At 60.5% G+C, this 26,579-nt stretch carries 1 protein-coding gene (cut by a window edge); it reads right to left on the minus strand.

The window, feature by feature from the left end; genetic code table 11:
• Positions 1-26,304, minus strand: partial view of a CARDB domain-containing protein gene (locus tag TBK1r_RS35940; protein ID WP_145220840.1) — the 5' portion only. Its footprint begins 15,639 nt before the window's first position; the window shows 26,304 of its 41,943 coding nt (coding positions 1-26,304); the start codon lies at positions 26,302-26,304; its stop codon lies beyond the left edge, outside the window.
• Positions 26,305-26,579 lie beyond the last annotated feature (275 nt).

Genomic DNA, 26,579 nt, shown 5'->3' on the forward strand with positions numbered 1-26,579 from the left:
CCGGTCGACTTCGTCACCGTCGGCAAACAGAATGACCTGGGCGTCCGCGGCATCGACACTGGTGACAAACGTCAGCGTCGGGCTGTTGGTGATCCCGTCGCCTGGAGTCCCCGAATCGCTTGCCGCGTCGAGTCGAAGCGGCGCGGGCGTGTCCGGTCGGGTCGTATCAAGGGTGAAAACAAGTTCGGCGAGTTCGGAGACATGACCGACCTGATCTGCGGCACGCATGCGGACGCTGACTGAACCGTCATCGAGCCGATCACCGGCGATCGTTTCGAGCACGCTGCGATCGAGTGTGAATGCGTTGTCGCGCAACGATCCCAGCGTATTGACGAACGCACCGGCGTTGACGCTGACTTGGAAACTGGTGATGCGGCTCGCGTCGTCGACCCTGCCCGTCACGGTCGGATCCTTTGTCAAACGATCGCTCGCCGAAACCCCGCTATCGTTGGCCAGTTGCAATTCGATTTCCGGAGCCGACAGGTCGGGAGCGTCGTAGGTCGTCGACGCGTCCACCTCGATCGGATTGCCCGCCAAGTCCTCGGCGACCACACGAAATCGATTCAATCCGTCACGAAGTCGGACTCCGTCAAAGCGATAGCTGCCATCGGCTGCGGCGATGGTTTCGCCGATCGCCGTTTGCGAGTCCAAGCCTCGATACAGGAACACGGTTGCATCGGCTTCGGTCAACCCGCTGATCGATCCGGCGTCCGACCCCGCGCCCGGCAACGTGATCTCCGACGTCAACGAATCGGGCGCTGTGGTGTCGAGGACCACCGTCAATGGGTCACTCTGTGTGCTGACGTTTCCCGCGACATCGGTGATCGTCGCGGTGATCTGGTGCGTACCCTCGCTGAGCCCCGTGAGCGTGACCTCGCCGGGCCCGTCGGGCAACATGAATTGCGCATGCGGGTTTCCATCGACCAACACATCGACGGTCGATTGTTCGCTGACGTGCAGTCCAAAACTCAGCTTCGTCGTGCTGGTGATCGCGTCTTGATCCTCGCGTCCCAGATCAGAATCAGGCGACAGCGCCAGACGGGCTGGTGCGGCCGGCGCCGTCGTGTCCAGGACCAGACTGACCGATCGTCTTGCCGAGGCGTTGTCGTACAGGTCAACGGCCTGCAGCGTGAACGTGACATCTCCATCGTCGAGCGGTTGGCCGATCGCGTTTTCAATGTCCGCCGTTGACAACGTAAACGTCGCCCCGGTCAATGAAGCGGTCACGTCTGCCGGACCGTAGGAGGCGGTTGTGGAATTCGCCGCCGAAACCACATTGACCGAGAGGAACAAACCGGCGATGGCCGACGCATCGTTGATCGCACCGGACAGCGTCGGTTGCGAAGTGACGGCGTCGTTGAAATACAGCCCGGTGTCGTCCGACAGCGTGACGGCGATTTCGGGCGCGTCGGATTCCAATCGCGGCCGGAACAGGTTGATGCTGCGCTGGCGAGTGTTGCCGAGTGAATCGGCCGACGAAACGGTCAGCACGTTAGGTCCGAACCGCAATGGAACCGCCGAAAGCGAGAACGCACCGCCGGCATCCGCGGTCGTCTCGATCGCCGTTCCGGTCAACCGGACCACCGCTCCGGGTTCGGTCGTGCCGATCAGAGTGACCGAATCGAGATCCGTGGTTTGATCGCCGATCACGCCGGTATCGCTGGCCGGGTCGAGATCCAGCGAATCGATCTGCGGCGCCGTCGTGTCGACGGTGAGGGTCAGCGTACCGGTGACCGGGCTGCGATTGCCGGTCGGATCTTCGGCGGTGGCGGAAAACGTAAAGGTTCCGTCGCCGAGACCTGTCAAATTGAGCGGGAAATCGACGGGGCTTGCGGCCACACCGAGTGCGATTTCTTGATCGCCACGGTACAGACGAACGATGCTGCCGGTTTCCCCCTCGCTACGAATCATCACGTTGGGATCGCCGACCGTCACGCCCGACACCTCGCTGCCGTCGGCCTGCACCAGCACCGGCGTCGTCGGAACGGGAGGCGCCGTGTCGTCGATCGTCAATTCCACATCCTCCGGATCCGAAACGTTCCCGAATCGGTCGGTCGCGACGAGCGTGATGACATGATCACCTTCACCAAAGGCCTGGCCGGCGCGGGCGAAAAGATCCGCCAAAGGGAACCGGAACGACTTGTCGGCCGAAAGTTCATCGACCATTTCGACGTCCGCGGATCCGTTGATCGACATCAACAGGGAGCTGACGTCACTGACATCGTTGATGACCAGCGAGAACTCGGCGTTGCTTTGGTAGGATTCGACCAACGGCAGCGCGTTGTTCGGCAACGTGACGGCGGCGATGATCTGCGGCGCGACAAAATCGGTCGTCAGGGTCAGCCGATTACGCCAAGCGACAAAATCATGCCGATCGATGATCCCTTCACCGGTCAAATCGCGGTGCCGGACATACCGACTTGAATCGGCATTGGAGTTCAGACTGTTGCGGATGTCGCGCCAATCTTCCACTTCGACTTCGTTGTTGCCGTTGACGTCGCTGAGCAACCGATGGAACGGCAGCGGAAAATAATCCCCGCCGAACTCGGGACCGGTCGCCAACGTCTGCAGTCGATTCGCGGCGCTGGCGATCCCCGCCGTTCGAAGTGCGAGGTAATACTGTTTGTCTTGCTGAATCAGTCCGTCAACGTCCAAGTTCAGCTGGAATGTCCCCGAGTCGTAGGTGTAACGCGACGGATCCAGACGAATCTGATGACCGTCAATGTCGATGATAAAAATGTCCGCGGCGGGGTCGATGATCCAGGCGTCTTGATTGAACGTGACCGTCAAGGTGTGAATCAGCGAGCGTTGGACTTCGCCGCGGTTGACGACAAAATCGACGACGGACATCGGTTCAACAATCACGGACTCGACATCCAAATCCAGCGATTCAGTTTTGACGACCGGATCGGCAGTTTGATCGGTCGCGGTGACCTGGACTTCTAACTTGGCTTGCCCCGACCATCCGGCGGCGGGGATCAAACTCAACGCGTCCAGTTCATCCGGTCGCAAGCGATAGTGACCGTCGGCGACACGTGTTCCACCGCTGAGGGTCGCCCCCTGAGGCAGCGACTGAATCGTGATCATCACTTCTTCGCTGCCATCGATATCCATCGCGGCCGCATCGATCGACAGCGGCAATTCGGTGTCCTGGGGTCCCGATGTCCTCTCAGTCGTCAGCAGCGGGTCATCGGTGATCGGCGCGACCGTCAGACTGACAAACGCCTCGCCGGAAACAAACCCGTCGAGATCCTTGACCGTGTAAGTGAACGAATCGTTTCCGGAGTAGTCCAAATCGGGTGCGTAGGTCACATGACCGCTGCCGGGCGTGACGAAGAGCTGTCCGTGCGAGGGGCCGGACATGATGGTCAGCGTCGACGGATCCAACAACGATTCGTTGTCGACGTCGTTGGCCAGCACGTCGAAGATCACTGGCACGTCTTCGTCGGTCGTCACCAAGTCGGTGTTCGCCACGGGGGCGCGCAACTGGCCGGTGACCAGGAACACGTTGTCGATTTTGACCTCGCTGTGAGTTTCGGCGAATCCCAACAGATCGAACGAAAGCACGGCAAGGGTCCCCGCCGGGATCGCGGTCAAATCAATTTGCACCAGCAAGCGATCCCCCGAAACCGTTCCACCCAGATCGGCGGACGGATCGACGGAATCGGCGTCGCCCACCGTTACCGACGAAGCTGATGTGTACGTTCCGTCGGAGGCGATGTTGAGCAGTGCGTCGCTGTTACCGATGGCCAGTTGACCGGCCAGCGGCGCCAGGGACGTCGCGTCCAACAAGGCGACTTCGAAAGCATCGGGCGTTCGCGCATCGGTCGCGGCAAGGGTCAAACCCGTCACGGTGAAACGCAGGATCGATGCATCACCCGGGACAAAGAACGCTTGCCGCACAGACGTCCGCTCACCAAGCGTCTCGTGAAGGGTTGCGGTCCCATCGTCAAACGAAACGTCTCCACCGACGCTCCATTGGTCGCCCGCGGCATCGAACAGTCCGTTGCGGATGGCAAACGCCGCGCCGTCGGTCGGTGCCAGCGAGATCGGAATCAGCGTCGGCGGATCGACCTCGGGCACGGGTTCCGGCGCCGGTGTGATGCGCGTGTCGGTTCCCGTCGACGGATCGACCGGAGTTTCCATCGTGGGCGGCGTTCCCGAGACCGGATCCGGCTGGAAAATCGGAAACAGCGGATCGGTCACGAATCGGTCAGTCAGTGCCAAGGCGGCGAAATCGGACGTGAACCCGAAGTTGGCGGCCAACAACTGGGAATCCGCGACGGTGATCGCACCATCGGAATCAAAATCTGCGTGCGGGTTGTATTCCAGATCGCCGACAAAGGTGCCAAACGACTCGAAGATCAATTCGCTGTCGAGACCATCGACGGCGCCGTCGCGGTTGATGTCACCGACGACATCCAGGAACAGTTGGTAACGCCCGTCGTCGTCGTCTGACGCTCCGCGGACGTCCAGCACATACTGATCGGCGCGATCGATCGCGAACAACGCGACGGTACGGTCTTCGTCGACGCTCCGTGCGATCGGTGAAAGCCCGGCGATGCTCGGTGTTCCGGCAACAAACGGACTGCGATACCTTTCCACCATCGCCCGCACCCAGACGACTTGTTCGCCGGTCGAACGCAACTGGTCTTGATCGATCGTAAAGGCATACTGATGTGTCTGCCCGGCTTCGAGTTCGTTGATGATTTCGGCGCCGCTGAAATCGATCGCCCGGCCGAGATCACCGGTCAGGGGAAGCCCTCTGGGGTAAGAAGTGTTTTCGCCACCGATGCCGGTCGCCACCGTCAACGCGCCACCGCTGCGCGACTCGTAACCGTAGCGATGCAGGGAGACGGGTGGATCTCCGGTCGGCGGCACTGCGACCGCGGCGACTTCGATCAGCCGACCGGCGTCGTCATAGACGTAGTGCAAGTCGCCGAGACTGGAAAGCCCGGCCGGCAGTCGGATCGATTCCACACGCCCGGCATCGTCGGTGACGATCGGAATGAACGTCCCGTCGGAAAAACTGATCCCGCTGTCGCTGAAGTGCCAAACGTCACCGTCGGGCCAAACCTGCCGCGCCAAGCGACCGTTTCCGTCCAGCACGTCGACTTTCCCGCTGGGGTACGTCAACCGATAGGCCTGGTCGCCCAACACGTCGTTCGCCGGATGATAGGGCTGGCCGGTTTCCTGGTCATAGTAGCGATTGCCACCGGCGACGAGCAATCGATCGAGTGATTCAAGTGCAAAGTCGACGCCATCATCGGCCACCCAGTTCGGCCGGTAGAACACGAGCGTGTCGTTCTGGTCGAACGGCTGAACGGCAACCGGTTCGAACGTGAATCCCCCGCGGGTCCCGTCGGGCAAATCCAGATAAACGCGGTCACCGGCGGACAGCGCGGAATAAATACCGATCGATTCGAGGGCGATCGGATCGCTGCCACCGGCGCGTTGCTGCGGCGTGATACCGAGCTGCAATCGAGTTTCGCCGAACGTGAAACGCCAACCGTCGCCGAGTCGTCCGGTCACGTTTTGCGCGAGTGAATCGTACTGTCGGGCGAACTCAAACGTTTTCCCGCCCACGACGATCGTCGCATCGACGTCCGTGCGGACAAAGGCGTCGGTTTTCAGCGCCGAATTGATGGCCAGATCGATCGTCGTTTCGCTGCCTCGGCCGCTGATGTCGCGTGCCGACAGCCGCAGCGTGTAAATGCCGTTGGCAATCGTGGCCGGATCAATCGTCGTCAACACGAATCCGTCGCCGGTCGATTCGCCTTCGACCAGCGGGCGGAAGTCATTCGAACCGCGTGATGCGATCTCCAGTACCCAGTTGTCGAGATTGACGTCGACGACCGACGCGATCAGATCGAGCGGTTCGGTCGCCGTCGTCACGCCACCGAACGAGAGCGCCAGTTGAGGAGGAGTCTTGTCGGCGGAATCCCGTACACGAAGGGTTTCGGTGGTCGAACCGACAAACCCGTCCACATCCGTGGCGGTCGCGACCAGCGTTTGTTTCCCGGGAACTCCGGCGACGATCTCGCCTCGTCCGTTGGCATCCAACGCGACCGGCACGCCGTCCAGCGTCAGCCCCAGCGAATCAATCGGCGCGAAGCCATCGGCGATCACGTCCACCCGTACGGTTTGCCCGGGCAATGCGGGGAAACTGGGTGTGGTGACGATGCGGACGTCGGGCAACTGCGGTGTCGCGACCGAATCGATCACGATGGTGTGCTTGGTTTCGGCCAGACCGTCACTGGCACGGGCGTCGATGATCGTGCGTCCGAGTTGTCCAGGGTTCGGCACCCAAGTGATTCGTCCGGTGGCCGGATCGAGTTGCGCGCCAGTGGGCAAACCGTACGCCGAGAAGGTCAACGTGTCATCGAGATCGGGATCGGTTCCGGCGATCGAGAAATCGAGCAAGTTACCCACCACGACCTGGTGATGGCGACTCTCAATGACCGGCGCGCGATTGACGTTTTCGACCACGATCGGGACGGTGATCGAATCCGATGCGGATTCGGAATCGGTCAACGTAAACGTGACGTGGTACGTCCCCGCTTGGTCGTACCGCGGTTGCCATCGAAACACTCCGGTGCTGGCGTCAAAGAGTGCACCGTCGGGAACATCGCTGGCGGTCAATTCGAGGGATCCGCCGTCAAAGTCCGCGCCGGTGACTTGGAACTGTGCAAAAACCCCTTCCCGAGCGTATTGGGCGGCGGGGAAGGCCAGTCGCGGGGCGCGATTGACGGCGCCGACGGTGATCGCAAACGGTTTCGCGTCCGAACCTGATCCGTCGGTGGCGACGACCTGGATCGCATACGAACCGGCGTCGTTGAACGTCGGCGACCATTGCAATCGTCCCGTTGCGGGATCCAGTGTCGCGCCGGCGGGCAGATCATCGGCGAAAAATCGAATGGTATCGTTGTCCGGGTCCGTTGCGGAGAAATCGACCGACAGCGTCTCGCCTTCGTCGACGCTCGCATCGGCGGGAACGGTTAAGGTGGGCGCGGTGTTGGTACCGCGAACCGTGATCACGAAGGACTGCGACGAGGTGAGCGACCGCGCAAGATCCCCGTTGCCTTCATCGGTCACCGTGACGGTGACGTTGTAGATTCCCAAATCGGCGGCCGTCGGGTCCCAATTCAAAAGTGCTTCACCATAGCGGGCTCCATCAACCAGACGAGCTTCAACCGGCAGCCCACTCATCGCGTAGGTGAGCGGTTCCTGATCCAGATCGCTCGACTGCAACGGCAGACGCAACAGTTCGCCCGGCAAGACCACCAACGAAGACACGGGTGCGAGAACCGGCGGATCGTTGGCCGATTCCACGGTGACGACGAAATCATATTGCACGGTTTCGATTCGACCGCGTCCGTGTCCGTTTCCGTCGTCGCTGGCGATCAACGAAAGCGTGTAGTTGCCCCGGTCGCCCGTTCCCGGTGCGAAGTGGAACGATCCGGTCCCGTTGCCGTTGTCGGTAAAGGAAACGAAATCGGGCAGCGGCAATCCCGGAAATCCGTTGGCGGCTTCGAGCGTGATGTTGTCACCATCGGGATCGGCCACCGAGACCGGGATGTCGACCATGCCACCGCGGCCGAGCGTCAGGTTACTGATCGGATCGATGATCGGTCGCTGATTGATGTCGCGGACGGAGATCGGAACGCGTGATGAAATCGTGATCGGATCGCTGACGCCGTCGCCGTCATCGGTCGCTTCGAACAAGACGCTGTAGTCCCCGGACTGGTCGTAGCGCGGCGTCCAGGTGAGTGTCGCCGTTTCGCTGTCGAACGTCGCTCCGTCGGGCAGTCCGGTGACGCGGTAGGCGATCGGCGAAACGAGGCCCGGCGGGTCGAGTGTGCCGTCTCCCAAACGAACCGGTAACTCAAAATCGGGATGATCGGGGTCAAAGGCGAACGACGTGATGACCAGCGTCTGGCCTTCTTCGACCGACCAACCTTGCATCGCGTCAAAGCTGGGCGCGCCGTTGGCGTTGATCACCGTCACGTCGATTTGGCCGTCGACTGATTGACCACCCGCTGTCACGGTCACGGGAATCGATAGCGCCGGTGGAACATCAAACCCGACGGTCCAACGGAGTGTTCCGTCGCGCGAATCCAACGTGGCACCGCTCGGCAGGTCCGCGCTGGTAAACAGCAACCGGTCTCCGTCGGGATCCGACGCACCGATGCGATAGGTCCACTGGTCGCCCTGACGCAAAGTGAATTCTGGAATCGGGTCCAAAACCGGCGGCCGATCGGCTTGACCGACCAGCAAGTCAAACGCATGCCGCGTGATGCTGATCCCATCGGTCGCGACCAACGTGACATCTCGATAGACGCCTGCGGCGTTTTCGCCCGGTGTCCACCAAAGCGTTTTGGACGCCGGATCGAAGAACGCACCCGGCGGAAGGTTGTCGGCCCAGACATCGACCGGATCGTCTTCGCGATCGTCGATCTCCACGATGATTTGCAACGTCTCGTTCTCGATCATCCGAGCGTCAGCCGGCGGCTGGACGAATTCCGGTGCCCGGTTTCCACCGGTGACGCGAACCGTCCATGTTTGGGATGTGAATCCGCCGCGTGAATCGAACGCGTACAACACGACATCGTTCTGCTCGGCGACCCCAACCGTCGGGGTCCAGGCAACAAGTCCCGTCTCAGGATCCACCGTCATGCCGTCGGGTCCGCGTTGCAGCAGGTACGCGACCGCGACACCGTCCGGGTCGACCGCATCGGCGTCGTACGAATAGGGCTGGTCGACGGTCGCGAATGTCACCGGATCGGTTTCGAAATCGGGCCTCAAATTCGGCGACGCGGTGGCCAGGAATCCGGGAACGAAATCGGCAGCGACGTTGTTCGGTGAGAGCAACCGAATCGTCTTGGCCGTCGTCGATTCGCCCGGACGCAGGTGAACGCCGTCGGGGACGTTGGCGGTCAAGTCAAACAGCCATCGTCCATCGGGACCCGGGATCGCCGGTTGACCGGGAACCGCGCCGCCGGCAGAAACGTCTCCGCCGGCCGGATCGAGAACCAGACTCATCGGCAACAACAAGTCATAGTCACCGCTGTTGCGGATTTCGACCTCGTACGTCAGCGCTTGGGTCTGACGATCGAAGCGTGTTCCGGTCAGCGTGATGTCGACGTCCGCGGAGAATTCGCTGACCGTGGTGAAGTGGACTTCGTAACCCGCCGGCAGCGAGAACCCGCCCACACTTTCGATCCCTTTGCCGATGTACAGCGTGTGCTCCCCGGCAGAGAATCCTTGCACAAACAGATAGGCCGTTTGCGACGCCTCGTGGTAGCGGACTTCGGTGATGACCGGTTGTTGATCCTCGGGCAGGGCCGCATCACCGCGGATGGCGTAGTTTCCCGGATTGAGAACCGACTCGATCTCCGTGCCCAAACCCGTGAACATCTCTTCGCTGAACGTCACACTGACAAGACCCAGCGGCAGCGCGACGACGGTTTGTTCGGCTGGATGGGTCGCGACGACTTCGGGGATCGCGATCGGGCTGATCACATCGACTTGTTCGGACTGGGTGATCAGAACGCGTCCGTCGCTGGTCGTCGCAACGACGTCGCCGCGGGTGCCGCCGGTGGCGACCGCGACCCGACGCAGCGTCGCCATGTCGACCATCGTCAGCTCGCTGTTTTCGCCCGTGGCGACCGATTGGCCGAAACCGGTGTTCCCCGTGTTGTGGGAAACGAACATCAACCCTTCCAGTGACGTTTCAGTTTGTCCGAAGGCGATCGAATCGATCGGGGTTTCAAAGGAGAGCACCGTTTCGGCGCGTCCGAGCGGATTGAACCGCACCACCGCGTCTCGCTCGGGCCACTGCACGCCATAGAGTGTTCCGTCACCGGCGAACGCCAAACTGCCGACTCGCAAGTCCAAGTCACGACTGAGTCGTTTGAAGGTGCCGGTGTCGGGATCGAATCGTTCGACACCATAGCGGGAACCGACGATCACGTCGCCGCCGGCCGGATCGATGGCCAGACCCATCGTCAAACCTTCGCCATGTTCGGCCAGGATGCTGCCGTCGATCGGATCGAGTTGCAACAGCGGACCGCCGCCGGTGGTCGCCCACAGTCGACCGTCGTCATCAAACGCGAGGTTAAAGATCGGATGATCCAGTTCCGCCCATGTGCCTTCGGCCGTCCCACCGTTGGCATCAAACAGGTACAGCTGGTTTCTGGCCGTGCCGCCGCTGATCAGAATGTCTCCGTCGGGCGTTTCGGTGATCGCCATCGGTCCGATGCCGCTGGTTGCGACGCCGGTGGCGGTGATGTCGAAACCATCGGCAAATCGCTTGGCGGTAAACGGTTGCAAGACGGTGTCAAAGATCGCCGGGTTGGTGGTCGATCCGGTCGATGGGACCAGGTTTTCGGCTGCGGCGAACAACGGATTGGTCGACGGCTCGGTGGTCGGCGGCGTCGGTTGCCCAAAATTCGGACGTGTCGTCGCATCGACCGTCGGCAAGGCCCCGAGAGAATTGGCGGTGCCGTCGTCATCCGCTGTGGCGCCCGCCGGCGGGGTTTCGCGGTTTCCGGCCAGGTCCGTCGCCAACGCCAGAAACTCATACGTGTGCCCGACGCGACCGATGAAGACTTCTTCGCCGACCGCTTGGCCGACTTGGCGTTGCCAGATTTTGTAGTCGCCGCCGTCTTCGGCGACGTACAGCGTGACGTGCTTGAATCCACTTCCACCCGCATCGTCGGCGACATTCCAGGCGACGACGAAATCGTTTTGAGCGTTCAGCGGCGTGACGGTCACGTTGCTCGCGGGCGCCTGTGCATCGATGGTGTACGTCAGATCGTCGGCATCCTCCGGTGGCGCGTTGTCCAACAAGACACGGGCTTTGGCGGTCAACGATTGTCCCGTTTCGGCGTCATCGGAAAGCTCGATGCTGTAGGAAACGAAACCCGCCCCTCGGCCTTGAGCGTTGTTCGGCGGCAGCAAGCCCCCATCGGTATTCGTGCGGACTTCACCGGTCAGCGGATCGATGGCTTGAATCAACCAGGTCGCGGCGTTGGATTTGACATCGACCCCTCCGCTGACGCGAACATTAAACCCGAGCGTTTCGGCGAATTCAAAGTCGCCTTGATAAAGGGCCCGTCCGCCCGGAACGCGGATCGTGATGTCGCCGACCTTGATGTCGCCCAGCTGGAACGTTCTGACATCCATGTTCTCGTCCAACGGAACCACCACACGGACTTCGTTGGCATCGCGAGTCGTGTTCGGGTCGTTCTGGAAATTGATCGTGAACGGAAGCGGTTCGTTGGCGGGAACAAAACCTCCCGTTTCCAGCGTGAACGGACCGGTTTGCGAAACCGCGCCGACGTTGGTGCCTTGTTGGTCGTAGTACTCCTGCAAGTTCAACGGAAAGAAGACGTCTTCGTCGTTCGGCGTGATGCCGCGGATCTGGTAATCGGCGGGGATGCCGGCACCACGTTTGTCGAACGGAACCCATGGGACATAGACACGCATCGTTTGAAAATGCGTGTTCAGATCCAGCCCCAAATCGTAATCGTCGAACGTCGGCAGCTCGGGAACGGGATTGGCGCCGCTGAGGATTCCGAAGAACGACAATGAGTCGCCGGTGAAGTTGGCGCCGGTCGTGTCGTTGGGAGCTTTGAGAGTCGGATCGTGACCGTACCAGCGGCGGACGGTGTCAAAGAAGTCACCGAATTCGCCGGAGAGAATAATTTGATCACCGCCGGGTCCGCGCAGCACACCGCCGGCCAGCGTCGCCATCAAACTGGCCAGTTCCTGGTCGCGTCGCGTCGGCGGCACGGCATCTTCGGCGCGCAGCCGTCCGCTTTCGGCCAGGTAGCTCAGGTACATCGATTGCCAAGCCGCTTCGTTGCCGGCCAGATTCACCAGCGCCGCGTCGGCATCCGCGTCATCCAAGATGCCTTGACGCAACTGATCCGCTTCGGCCAACGCATGGTCGACGAACTCATCGCGCGACATCGACGTGGCCGAGGCGACGACATGGAATTGGAAGGGGATCTTGGGGATCGTCAAGAAGTCGGGGACCGCACCAAAGACTTCCCAGATGAACGACAGACCGGGTGAGATCTGGTCCAGTGCCGAGGGACCGTCGGCAAGCAGATCGATTTCGGCGTATTGCGGAAGCGCCGCGTAGATCTTGGCTTTGAAGGATTCCCAGGCGTGATCGTGCAACTCACGCAAGCCCGGATAGGTTTGGACTTGGAACGTGAATCCCGCGAACCCGTCGGCCGGATGGTCGAACAGGTAGCCGCCGGCGGTGACGGTTCCGTCGGTGTTGACTGCCGACTCGAGTTCCGCCCAGGGCAAATCGGCCAGCGAGCCTTCCTCGGGGCCGCCACGCAGATTGGACGTGAAATGGTTGTAGGGCAATCCGTAAACGAAGTCATTGATGCCCATTTCCGGGATGCCGACGTTGTAGAACACGTAGGGCGCATCGATGTTGCCCAGGTTCTGCAGCGCGACGCTATACGTCCCCGGATCTCCGGCGAAAATGTAACGCGGCCCGCCGATCCCGATCGTGACTTCGGGTTCGATCGTCCGTTCGATCTGGAACCGATACGGCACAACCGCGACTTCACCGCCCGGATTGATGACTTGCACGTCATACAAACCGTGCGGAGCATCTTCGAAATCAAACGTGACGATGATCTCGGACGCCGACACATAATTCCGATTGACGGGAACGATTTCGGCGAATCCCGGTCGGACCAGTTTGACGACCGCGTCTTCGTGAAAGCGTGCTCCGGAAATGGTCGTGGTGACGTACTTGGAATCCCCGCCGAGATCCGTTTTGATGTTGGTGATCGCCAGCGGCAACAACTCGGCGAGAATCCGAATCGGTGACTGATCACTCTCGGTGGCAAACCCCCGCACGAGCACATAGTAGGTCCCCGCTTCGGTGGCCGGAATGATTGCCGCGGGTGTTTCCGACAGCGTGCCGCCGCTGCTGGCGTCAAAGGTTCGCACGGTCGGCGCATCGTTGTGCCGCAAGAAGATTTCGTGGGTCGAATCGTCGTCGGCAAAAACGGTCACGCGCAACGTGCGGTCAAAGGGAACCTCGACCGCGTAGAGTCGTTGCTGTCCGGTTGCCAGAGTCGTCGGCAGGGGGACGTCCAGCGTCAAGAACGGCGCGGTCAATTGCATCGTCGATGGCGATGCGGTGATGTTGTTTCCGTCCGCGACGTCCTCGTAGACCTGATTAAAGATATCGGTGCGGACGATGGCCCGGTACGCGCCGGGGGTCAACGAAGGCGTGATCGTTTGAAACGTTTGGGTATAACTTTCTCCGGGCGCGAGCGTGCCGCGGAATTCCAATCGTCCCGCCGGAGCATCCCGCAAGTCCCATGTCGCGTCGCTGGAAAAGAACAGACTGTCGGACCAGCGTCCGCTGGCGGTTTCGTTGCTGGTGTTGGTGACGGTCCACGAGATCGTTGCCGGCGAACCGGCTTCGACATTCGCCGGAACGGTGATGTCGGTGACCTGCAAATCGGTCGGCGGCGGCAGTTCAATGATCGTGGGGACCGCAGTCGTACGCGAGTTATTGCGCTCGTTGGGCCCCTCGAAGACGTTTCCGCTGACGTTGTTTCGATCCGGGTCGGTGATCACGAAGACGTAATATGGCCCCAACAAATCCGCCGGCAGCGAGACCGTTCGCGAGGTCGTGTACGAGGCCCCCGCGTCCAACCCGACCTTTCGTTCCAGGGAGCCGAGGTAGACGTCCGTGCTGAGATCCAAGAACTCATCGCGTGACAGGTAAATCAGATCGAACCAGTGCTGTTGACCGGCGACGGTGTCACCGCCGAGATTGCTGACGGTGAATTCGACATTGATCTCTTGCCCCCGGTCGGCACGAAGCGGCGCGGTGACCGCGGTGACCTGCAAGTCCGGCAGCGGCGCCAACGTGATCGGCAGATCGCGGATGGCGATGTTGTTGCCCTCCAATTGGTATTCCTTGACATTGGCCCGCGCCGATTCACGCGATGCTTCGGACGCCAGATCCCAGGGGGCGAGTGTGCCGGGTGTTTCGAACTCGAGCCCGATCAATTTGAACCCGATATTGCTCGGTCGCCGCGCGCGATCTTGCCTAGCGGCCGAGTCGGTGAACAACAGCAAACTGAAATCACCTTCGATCCCATCGGGAAGACGTGCCTGGATCGTGCCGGTGTACGTTTCACCGGGCTTCAACGTTCCGGTACGAAAACGCGAACCGATTTCGTGGTCAAAATTATCCAGCGAGGCGTCGTGCGAAATGAACAGCCGATCGAACCACGACCCGACGCGTGTTTCTCGGTTGCCAACGTTTTCGACCGTGTAAGAAATCTGTATGGTCTCGCCGGACGTCGCCCCCGCCGGGACCTGAAAATCCGTGATCGTCAGATCGGCTTCTTTGTAGATGATGGGAAAATCGGCGCGGGCCAGGTTGTCGCTGGGGTCTTCAAACGCCCAACGATCAAAGTGGCCGAGCCACGTAGCGTTGTCGCCTTCATTGGCGGGATACCAATCCGTTTCCAGCAGCCGTGCCTGGTAGGGAAAGTACAACGGCGAGCGGTCATTGTGGGCGTCCAAATGCACCCACAGCGAATAATCGTCTCCGGTGCCTTCGGGCAACGTGGTGGTGAACGCGATCGTGTAGCGGTCGCCCGGGTTGATGATCGATGTGGGAGCGTAAATCGACGTGCCCAGGAAAGACGCCCGCCGGCGAACAAACTCGTCATCCGCCGACAGCCAAATGAAATCCTTCCAGTAACGCGTGCCGCCCCAGACCGGATGGGTGCCGATGTTTTCGACCGTGTAGGTGAACGTGACCTCTTCGCCGGAGAACACGTTGTCGGGAATGTCGAACTCCACGACCTTCAGGTTCGCCGGATAGCTGCGGATGTCGGAATTGACTGCGGTCGCGTTGTTGGTTTCGTCGACTTCGTCAACCGGATGGTACTTTTCCGGCGGCGGGATCTGTGGGAAGAACCCGGACAGGTCGATCGAGGGTTCCGGCGGCACGTCATCATCGGTGATGACCACGATGTACTGGCCGGTCGCCGAGGGCGACAGCGCGATGTCCATCGAATCGGTGTAAGACGCTCCTTTCGCCAACGGCAGGTCGCGTTTCTTTTCGCCGAGTAACAGCGTCGTCGCGTGGACGCTCTTGGGATCGGGCAGGTCGCTCAAGTAAATGCGATCGATCCATCCGCCGGGTTCCGCGTCGGCCAGTCCCAAGTTGTCGACGGTCCACGTCACGGTGATCGTGTCGCCGCCGGACCCCGTCGGCGGAGCGATCACTTCCGAGACGACCAGATCGGGTTGCGATCCCAACACGTCGATCGCGCGTGCTTTGTAGTTGTTGTTGTCAAAGTTGTTCGGGTCGTCGGGGTTGGTGTTCGACGCCAACGTGTCTTCGGGGATCACATCGAACGGATCCACCCAAGGCGTGATGTACCAGGTTCCCGACTCCAGTTCTCTCGGAATGCGGACGGTGGTTTCCGTTTCATATCCGGCAAACCGGTCCAACGCACCCTGATGCGTCAGCGTCGTTAGAAAGAAGTCGCCTTGACCGGGATGGGGACGATTTTTGTCACGCGTCAGCCAAACACTTTCCGACCAGGTGTCGCCGTGGGTCGCGCCGCTGCCGAGGTTGGTGACGGTGTAGCGGATCGAGATCGTGCTTCCGGCGACGACTTGGCTGGGCGCGACGACGTCGCTGACGACCAGATCCGCCAGCGGTTCGGGCTCGATATAGATCGACTTGTAGGTCAAGTTGTTATTGTTGTTAGGCCACTCCTCGACGCGGTCTTGTGCGTCGGTCACGGCGATCACGTAGACGTCTCCGCGATAGCGAATCGGCACGACGACGCTTCCCGCTTCGGTGCTGTAACGCTCGCCGGCCAGCAGCGCGGCGCTATTGGGCAGCTCGCCGATCAAGACGTCCGCGTGATCAACCGTCGTATCCAACGACAGGTACACGCGATCGACCCACTGAGTGCTGCCTGTGCCCACGCCGCCTTGGTTGACGACGACGAATTCGGGTGACAGCGTGGCGCCGGCTGGCAAGCGGTCCGGGATCGTGATCGATTCGACTTGCAGATCCGGCCGCGGAAGCACGTTGATGACGATCTCGTGGGACGTCGTGTTGTTGTCGTCGCCGGCACCTTCGTAAAGCGCGTCGTTGAAGTTCGTCTTGACGAACAGATTGAACGTCCCCGTCGTCTGCGTAGGAATCCGAACCCGTTCGCTGCGGTGGTAGGTTTGACCGGCGGCCAGCGGATCGATGAAGGGGAATTGACCGAGTTGGATCACGTCGGCGTTGGGGTTGCCGGCCTGTTGCAAGTAAACGCGGTCCACCCAGCCGCCGGACGCCTCGTTGAGTCCGATGTTTTCCACCGTCCATTGGATGTCGACCAGTGTCCCCTCTTGCGCTTCGGTCGGTGCGGTGACCGAAGCGACGATCAGATCCGGCGGCGGCAGCAAGGTGATCGAAAACGCCGCACTGGCGGTGAAGTTGTTGTCGTTATAGAGGAATTCGAAGGGGGCGTTACGCCGGGCCGCATGCACGATCAGATAATGGTCACCGGAAAGACCGTCGGGGATCCGCAGGTTGCCGGTGCGGTCGTAGGTTCCGTCGGGAGCGATTTGACCGAAGTGCTGGAAATCGGTTTCGGTTCCGTCGATCAATCCCGTCGCGTCAGGCGTCGTCGAGAGGTACACGCGATCGTACCAGTCGCCGCGGCTGGTCACCCCGATCCCCGCGTTGCGTACCGTCCACGTCAAACTGGCGATCTCGCCCGCGTTGACCGGCAGCGGCACATCGATTGAATCAACGACCAAATCGGCATAGGGTGCCGGCATGATGTCGATTTCGCCGAGCCGGGCGACATCGTTGTTCGCCTCCAAGTCGTTTTCGAACACCAGGTCGCCGAAGTCGCTTCGGACGAACAGGGTAAACCGTCCATTGGTGGCGATCGGCAATCGAAAATTTTCGCTGCGGGTGTAGGAAGCGTTTTGATCGAGTCCGCCGGTGTGTTCAAACGTGGCGACCACCAAGTCGTCGGCGTCGCCGACCGTCGCGTTTTCACTCAACACGATCGCATCGGTCCACTGGTCGACGAAGCCGCGACCGAGACCCCGGTTGGTGACGGTCCAACCGACCGTGATGTCCGCCGGGTCACCGATCGTCAGCGCCGGCGCCGTGACGTTGCTGACGGCCAAATCCGCATAGGGCGATAGCGTCAACTCAATCAGTTTCGCGGCGACGTTGTTGTTCTCGCCCGCCGAAAGCTCACCGAGTTGGCCGGCCGTGTCGGTGACGAGCAACAGAAATTTGTTGCCCTCTAGATCGACCGGCAATCGAATCGTCCGAGATTCCGACCGTGTTTGCCCGGGATCCAGCGGCGAGGAAATGATGAACTCATCGACCAGACGATCGTCGCCGGAAAGTGTTTGATTGTCCGAAAGGTAAACGCGTTGTTGCCAGGTTTCGGCGGCGGCGGTTCCCGAATTCAAAAAGTCCCAGGTCAATTCGACTTGTTGTCCCGAGTTGCCTGCCGCCGGTGCGTCGAAGTTGCGGATTTCGACATCCGGGTGCGTCATCGTCGTGATGCCGCCGTACAACGCATTGTTGTCTTCGTAGGGACCCTCGAAAATGCGATTGTTGTAGTCGCTGACGATCTGAATCCGATAGTCGCCGTCGGCCAGATCGGGCAGGTTGGTCGTCATCATCGACACGTAACTTTGGCCCGGACTGAGCGGGCCGGACTGCAAGACCGTTCCGATCAGGTAGCGGGTCGCGGGATTACTGACCGATTCGAGATAAACCCGGTCGTACCAGTGCGTCGCGGTCGGCTCGTCACCCTGATTGGTGACCTCCCAGGTGAACACGTTGCTTTGCCGTGGTTGTCCGGCCGTCGGTCCGGTGATGGACGTCGGCAGCAAATCGACCAGCGGGGGGAAGGTCAGTTCGAGGGCGGCGGAGGCATAGACGTTGTTCTCGTCCGACTCGCTGATCCAATCGAAGTAGTCGACCGCTGCGAGCAAGTAATAGGTTCCGGCAAGCAGGTTGTCATCGAGCGGCAACGTCAATGTCAGGTCCAACGGATAGCTGTCACCGACCGCCAGCGGATCATCGCGTGAAACGCTTTCGAGCAAGACATCGTTGCCGTCGAGGATCAGGTCGGTGGACAGGTAAACCCGGTCTCGCCAAGCGTTGCCTCCTGCGACGGATGCACCGGAATTGGTCACCTGGAAACTGAGCGGGATGTCGCCGCCGAATGAATAGGTCGTTTCCGGCGTGGTCAGGTTGCCGCCGACCAGTTCCAAGTCGGGCAGCGCCCAATCGAAGGTCCCGGTGAACTGGTCTTCGATCGGTTCGCCGTTGATCTGGTCCTTGTCTTGATTCATCACGTTGCCGACGAAATCCAACACGTCGGGACCGATCGTGATGCTGTATTGCCCGTCGACGTATTGGGCGAAGTCTGGCCGCAAGAGGAACAGGTTGTCGGTTTCGGCGAACGGTTCGATCGAATCAATATTGATGGGCACAGCGCCCGGACCGATCAAGGTGACATCGTCGACGAAGAACGACTCCGGATCGATCGGTTCGTCAAATTCGATGACCAAGAAGGGGCCGTTGGGATAAACAGCACTATCCGATGGCGTGATGCTGGTGATCGCCGCACCGCTGGAGAACCCCGTGATGAATTCCAGGCTGGTCGGTGACAATTCGGGTGCGAGCAATTGGCTGCCGAAATCGAGGCCTTCATAGGTAGGCGTTCCGAACTTGACGTCGAACGTCATCACCAGATAGCTATCACCTTCGGCGGGTTGATACCCGCCTCCCTGAACCGTCCGAATGGTGCCCAAAAACTCGACGAACCCGGTGACCTCCAGCACGTCATGCTGGGAAATCGGTGCCAGCCCGGCGATGTCAAACTCCAGATCACCGAGCGTGTCGAGCAGCAGATTACCGTCGATCGTCAACTTCCCCGCCGGAGCGAGCAACCCGCCCACGATCAAGTTGCCCACGACAACACCGCTTCCCGTCAACACGGATCCGGGCTCCAGCGTGAATTGCCCGCCCACCACACTGTTGCTGCTGGTCGTCACGTAGACCCCGCTCAGGTCGGTCAGCGATGCGGAATTGGAGCTTCCTAAATCAACGGCGCCGCCGTAGCGTGAATGGATCCTCGAGTACCGCGCATCGCCGGACAGGCTGCCGGCCGAGGGATCGGTGAATGACTGGAGTCCGGAGAGATTGATCGAACTACCAATCCCCTCACTGAGCAATTCGACGCGTCGTCGTCGTTGATCGCCCTGGCTGGTTTCCGTGATTGCTTGCGTACCGGAAAGATCAATGACCCCGCCGGAAAGCGATTCCAACAACAGAAGTGCGTTGTAATTGTTTCCACCCGTGATTTGGGTCACGTTTTGCAGATCGATGACGCTTCCATAGCCTTCGGCGCGCAAAACTTGCGATTGGCTCGAACCGGTGGTTAGATGGGTGATCGACGTGACCGCGGGCAACGCGAGGGTCACTCCATCGATCACGATCAAGTTCGCGCCGTCGATGTTACTCAATAGTGGCAATGCGACGTGACCGCCACCGGTGAGCGTGATCTCGCCGCGTTGGAGCGTGGTCAAAGCGGGCGCGGCGACTTGGTAGCCATGGATACGCAGCGCGGTTCCGGGCGCGTCGGTCAGCACGTTCAATTCGATCGTTCCGACACCAACCGGTTCAATCACGCTGTCGCGTGCCGATTCGAGTGCAGGTGCGGGAAACGTTCCGAGCTCATCCACATAGACGCGAACGCCACGAATCGTTGTTAAGGCTTCGGCGTCAACTTCTCCGCCACGGGTGGCGGTCAGGGTGGAGTAGACTTTGTCACCTGAATACGGCACCGGCGGTTGGCCGACATCGGTGAGTGTCGTGAGCATCGAGACATCGATTCGACTGGCGCGGCCGTCGGCGATAAAGTGAACCGCCCGACGTCGGGTGTCGCCTGAGGACGGGTCCGTGACGGTTGCCAGTTTTGGCAGTTCAATCGCCCCGCCGTCTTGAGCTTCGAATCGAAGCGTCGCTTCATAATGGGTGCCGCCGGTGATCTCGGTCAGATTCGGCAACGAGATTCGACTGCCATCTCCCGATGCGATGAACTGGCGCGTTTGATAGTTGCCCGTCGAAACGTGCGAATAAGCGGTGACCAAAGGAAACTCGACTTCGATTCCCGAAGACACCGTCACGCCGGATCCGTCAAGATTGGTCAACGAGACGAGGTTGGCGCTCCCATCGGCAGACAGGTTGATCGTTCCCTGCGTAAACTCGGTGATGTTGGGTGCGTCGATGGTCGCATCGTTGGCGACGAACGACGTGTAACTGGCTGTCAGCAGATTGGGAAAACGGACCGTGTTGCCCTTTGCCGCAACTTCCGAAGCGGACAGGGTGGTGACGCCGTCGAATGTCCAATCACGACGCTCATCGGGCTCGATCCGAACCCCGATCAACGTTTGCAGGGCATCGAGACGAATTTCGCCGCCGCGACTGAACACCAATTGTGATCGCTGACCGTCACTGCTGGACGACCCGCTGCTGTCTTGGAATCGCGACAGCGAACGCAGGTCGATCGAACTGCCCCGATCCCGAGCCACGACGTGGATCGCCCTGCGCCGTGTGTCGCCGGACAGTCCGTCGACGATCTCGGTAACACCGCGTAAATCAATCCGTCCGCCCGCGTGCGATTCGATCGTCAAGTCATTGTCGTAGAAGGTTCCCCCGGTGATTTTTGTCAGTCCGCTCAAATCGATCGACGAACCGGCACCGCGAGTCGTCCAAGCTCGGTCTTCATAGTTGCCGGTGGCAATGAAATCGTATTCGGTGACACCCGAAAGATCGAGTGAACCGCCGTCAAAGACGGACAGTGAAACACCGTCGATCTTGGTGAAATGGCTCCAATCGATCGCCAATCCGCCCCGCAGGTTGATCGCACCGCGATTGAGTTCCGCAAGAGCACTCAAGTCGGCCGTCGCTTGATTCAGCGTGATTGTCGTGTTGGCCGCGGCGGTCAGTCCGCTGAAATCGTAATCGCCGAAACTCAAATTCAAATAAGCATGATTCACCGATTGGATGTTTGCCGTTTGCATCGCGCCACGGCCGTCGAGTGAAATTTCCACACCGACCAGTGACTCGATCGACGGCGCATGAATCGTCCCCCAATCGTAGGCGACCAATTGGGAACGTTCGTCCGGATTGGCATCGGAGAAACTTGTCAGCGCGTCCAGACGGATTTCGCTGCCGAACCCCGAAGCGACGAATCGCACGCGGCGAACCCGGGTATCGCCGCCCCCATCGTTGATCTGGGTAACCGCGGGCAGATCGATCGTGCTTCCGGCCGTCGCGGAAATCGTCAGATCCGTGTCATAGTGCCCGCCCCCAGTGATAGCGGTCAAACCGGTCAGCGCAATCAAACTCTGTGGCCCGTCGGTCGTCCATGTTCGGTCTTGGTAGTGTCCGGTCGATGCGTGATCGTACGTCGTAACCAACGGCAGACTGATCGACGAACCGTCGCCGGCAAACAGGGAGGTTCCATCGATGTTGGTCAACAAAGGCGCCGAAATCGCGGCGAGATGGTGCAGCGTGATCGCCCCACGGGTGAACGACGTCAGCGACGAAAAATCGACCGATGAACCCGTCGCGGTCAGACGGACCGACGTGGCCGTAGCCACCGCACTCAAATCCAACGTCGATGTCCAGGGCTCGACATCGACCCGATCGAGCGACGCGACATTTTGCAACGTGACGCGGCTCTGGGCTTCACGGACGACCCGCACGCCGGCAAGCGTTTGCAGCGACGGGGTATTGATCGTTCCACGATCTCGCGCCTCGATCGAGGAGTACTCCCCATCGAATTCCGAGGAGCGATCGTTGATCGAGGTCAACAGCGGTGCGTCGATCACACTGCCGTGACCGTTGGCGACCAAGTTGATTCTGCGCAGCCGCAAGTCACCGGAATTCGGGTCCTCGATCGTCATCAAGGCCGGCATTTCGATTTGCCCACCACCGAACACGTCGATGCCGAGACGTGCCTGGTAATGAGTCCCCCCGGTAATCGTCTGCAACGCATCAAAGACGATCCGGCTACCGGCGTCTTCGACGAACCAACGCCGCGTTTGGTAGTTCGCCGTCGATCCTTGGGAGTATTGAGTCAGGGTCGGAAAATGCAACGCGGCGCCTCCGACGACGGTCAAGCTGGCGCCGTCCAAGTTCACCGTTCCGTCGGCGGTAAAACTCGCATCCCGTCCCGAAGCCGCCAAGGTCGCACCGTTGTTGACGACCAGCGATCCCGAGAGCACCGAGCCGTCATGAATCGTCAGCGACCCGCCGGTGATTTGCAGATTCCCCGAACCATTGATGCTGCGGACCGCTTGGCCGCCGGCGGAGATCGTGACGGTCACCGCCGCGTTATCCAAAATGACATCGTCCTCGGCATCGGGGACTTGGCCGGTACTCCAGTTTGCCGCCGTCGTCCAATCGCCGTCGCCACCGATCCAGGACACCGGTGCAGCCTGTGCCGACGGAGACTCGACCGGTGCCATCGGGAGTTCGGCGTGTGCGACGATGTCGTTGTTTTCAATGACCGGGGCCGCAGCAATGATCGGTTGCTCGGCGGTCGCAATCGGACTGTTTGCGACATCGCCGTTCACATCGGCGTTGACCAATGTCACGATGGACGGCGCAAAGATTCGGCCGTCGGACGTTTCGGTCAGAAACGAACGCACGTCCCCGTTGACGTCGATCAGGTTTACCAGCGAATCGAACGCGATCTCCGAACCGCTGCCCGTTGCCGTGAATCCAAACCGTCGTGTCCGCGTGTCCCCGTCGGGACGATCGACGATTTGTTCGACGCCGCTCAGATCAAGCGATCCGCCGTTGCTGACAGTGACATTGAGTCGGTTCTGGTAGGCACTGCCGCCACGAATCCATTTCACTCCGGACAGATCGAGTTTGCTTCCAGACCCGCTGATTTCCCAAGTCGACTGTTCATAATTTGAGGACAATGCCAGGTCATAGGACTCGATACCGGGCAACGAGACTTCAGTCCCACCGTAAACTCGGAAAGCCGTCCCATCGATCGTCGTCACTGCCGGCAGCTGGATCGTCGCGCCGGCGTCGGTGGTCAACGTGTTGAAGACGAACCGCGTGATGCCGGGCAAGGAAGCGTTGGCATTGTTGAGCGACAATTCGGTCCGGCTGATCGACTGCAGCGACGTGAAATCACTCGGCATCGAATGAATCGTCACCGCACTGTGCTCCAGGCGAACCAGGTTTGCCGCGGCCAGATCACCGGCCGTGTCCAGCGTCGTGGTGACACCATGCAAGTCCGTCAGCAGAGGAGCCACCAGTCGTCCGCCGGCGGTCGCATCGATTCGCGACCGCTGGTCGGTGTTTCGATCAATGATTGAGGTCAATGCACTCAAATCGATTTGGCTGCTCTCGCCTTCCGCCGTCACTTGAAAAGACCGCACGCGGGTGTCGCCGCCCCTGGGGTCGATCAGCTGCGTGACCGATGACAGATCGAGCACGCCTCCGCCGGTCGCCCGGATGGTCATGTCGGTGTCGTAGTGGCTGCCTCCTAAAACGCCCTTCAGGTTCGGCAGTTCGAGCCGGCTGTCGACGCCATCGACGTGCCAGATTCGATCGACGTAGTTGCCCGTTGATGCATGTTGATACTGGGTCACACCGGGCAGCGAAACGGTGACTCCGCCGCTGACGCTCAGGTCGGTACCGTCGATATTGGTCAACAGCGGCGCCGTAAACGTCGCTCCCGCAGTCGCCGAAATCGCACCTTCACGAACGCTGGTCAATAGTGGAACGCTCAGGTCGACTCCGGTCAGTGCAAATTCCGTCCCGTCGGCGATCGTCAATTGGTTCAGCGCCACACTGCTGCCGCTGAGTGACAGCCGCGAGTGGGACAACACTTCGAATTGCGACAGCGGCATCGTGCCCGTGCTGTCGTTGATGAAGTGGACGCCATGTGCATCGGTCAGATTACCGATCTGAAGACTGCCACCCGTAGCCGCTTGAAAGACCGAACGTTGATCGGTATTGAGATCGACGACCTGTCGCAGCGAGGCAAGATTGATCAACGAGTTGGCTTGGGTCGATCTGAATTCAAATGCCCCCCTGCGGTTGTCGCCGGGAATGTCTTGCACCGAGACTAGCGACGGCAGATCCAAAACCCCGCCGTCACTGGCGGTAAAGTAATGTCGCGTTTCATAACCGGGCGATCCGGTGATCGTGGTGACGTTCGGCAATTCGATTCGGCTGCCGGCGCCGGAGACGGTCCAAGTGCGGGAGTGATAGTTTGAGGTATTGCTGTCTCGCACGGCGGTGACCGAAGGCATCGACAAAACCGCACCGCCAGAAACATTAAAATCGGCCTGATCGATGTACTTCAGGGCACTGACGTCCAGCGTCGCTCCCTCGCGAAGAATCAAGTCGCCGCCTTGGATCCCGATCAGACTGGACAGATCCACGGCCGCCGAGCCGATGTCGAACGTGACGTCGTCGGCACGGGTCAGATTCGGAAACGCTCGGTCGACATCGCGGATCGTGACAACGCTTTGAAAGATCCCGCGGAACTGATCGGAGGTGATCGAACCGGACGCGCCCAAATTCAAGCGGGCACCACGAATGAACTGCAAATTTGGAGCGACGATATCGGCCCCTGCGGTCGCTTCGATCAACGAACTGTTTGAGGTGTTGCCGTCAAATCTGTAGTCCGCAAACGAGACCAGCTGCGTCAAATCAATCTGGCTGTCCGCGCCGTCGGCATCGATGACAACGCGTCGCAATCGTGAATCACCGCCGGTCGGTTCGGCGATCGTGGTGACCGAGGATAGATCGAGTGCCCCACCGTCGAACGCCTCTAAATAGAACTCGGCATCGTAATGCGACCCGATTTCGATGGCGGCGAGGTTCGGTAGTGACAACGTGCTTCCGGCACCGCTGGCTCGAAAACGTTTCCGCTGATAATTGCCGTCCGACCAAAATGAATAGTGATCCACCGCCGGCAACGTCAACGTCGCGCCGCCGGAAACGAGTAGGCTGGACCCGTCGATGTCGGCGAGCGCCGCCGGCATGAAGGTTCCGTCGCGCAGATCGACCGTCGAACGGACGGCGCGCTCCAGCAGCGGCGCCGTGTGAGTGCCTCCGGAGAGCACAAGCGTCGTGCGTTCCAAGTGCCGCAATGCATCCAGCGGCCCGCCTTCGGCGGACTGAAGTGTGATGCTGGCGCCGATCGCCGAATCCAGTGCACCGAGTAACAGGTCGCCGCCATCGGATTCGAGCAATCGGGTCAGCCCATCGGCGTTATAATCCTGCACGGCCACCAGCGCTGACAGATCGATCTGGCTGGTCGCGCCGGTGGCGCTGAACTCGATGACGCGATTGCGCGTGTCACCGCGACTGACATCGACGATCGATTCGAGCATCGGCAGCGCAATCACACCGCCGGCCTGGGCGCGAACATACGTGTCGGAATACCGGGAGGTGCCGCCGATGATGTCGACGAGGTTGGGAAACTCGATCCGACTTCCGCTGTCGGTGGCGGTGTAGTAACGATCCTCGTTGTACTCCGACGAAATCGGAAACCGCGTGACGCCCGGCAAGGAAATCACACCACCGGAATTGGCCGTCACGTTGACGCGATGGAGTTGCACATCGCCATCAACCGTCAACGCTGCATCGTCTCCCGTGGCAACCAGCGTCAAACCGCGTTTGAGATCCAAGTTGCCGCCGACGGAGACATTGCCCAGGATCACGAACTGGCTGGCCGAACCGTCGACGGTCATGTCCCCGGCGATCGTCGCCGTCAGGACCTGGCCGTCGGTCGGGTTGAGCGTGCCGTCTTCGAAGCTCACCTCTTGTGCGATCAGACTGCGCGTGCGCAGTTCCGCGCCGTTGACTTCCAAGTGTTCGGTCGTGTCGATCGAATCGACGACCACGTTCGCGTCGATCCGCACCAGCAACTCGCTCGACGCATCGGCGATCACCGCTTGATCGACTGCGGTCGGCACGACGTCGCCGTCCCAGTTGAGCGGATCGTGCCAACGCTCGTTGTCACCTCCGCCATCCCAGGTGACGGTGGCGAGCAAATGCCGGTCTTCCAGTTTCTCAAACGGAGACCGCATCAAGCCTTCGGAAAGCTGCTTGCGTCGCAGTCGAGCCGCCTTGATGCGACGACGATCACGAAGCTTTTCCACAACCCCGCGCTGGTCACCCAGCGAGTGTTTGTTCCGAGTCATCGGAGATGCCTACTGGTGCGGACGGCACGCGGGCAGATTCAGAGTCTCAATGAAGGGTGTCGGCTTTGGACCAACATCGGACGGAACGCTTCGCTGAATGACGGATCTACCCCGACCGCCCATTTATCAATGGAGGGGGACATCGGCTTGATTCACGCAGATCACGGACCGATTGAAGGCTGCCGGGAGCGGCGGGATCGAATCCGTCGTGAATCGATCCGGCACTCACCGAGCGGTCATCGTCTGGTCTGGCAAAAACGACGCAAAGTTCCACC

Origin of the sequence: Stieleria magnilauensis (genome assembly GCA_007753675.1) — a bacterium.
Classification (GTDB): Bacteria; Planctomycetota; Planctomycetia; order Pirellulales; family Pirellulaceae; genus Stieleria; species Stieleria magnilauensis.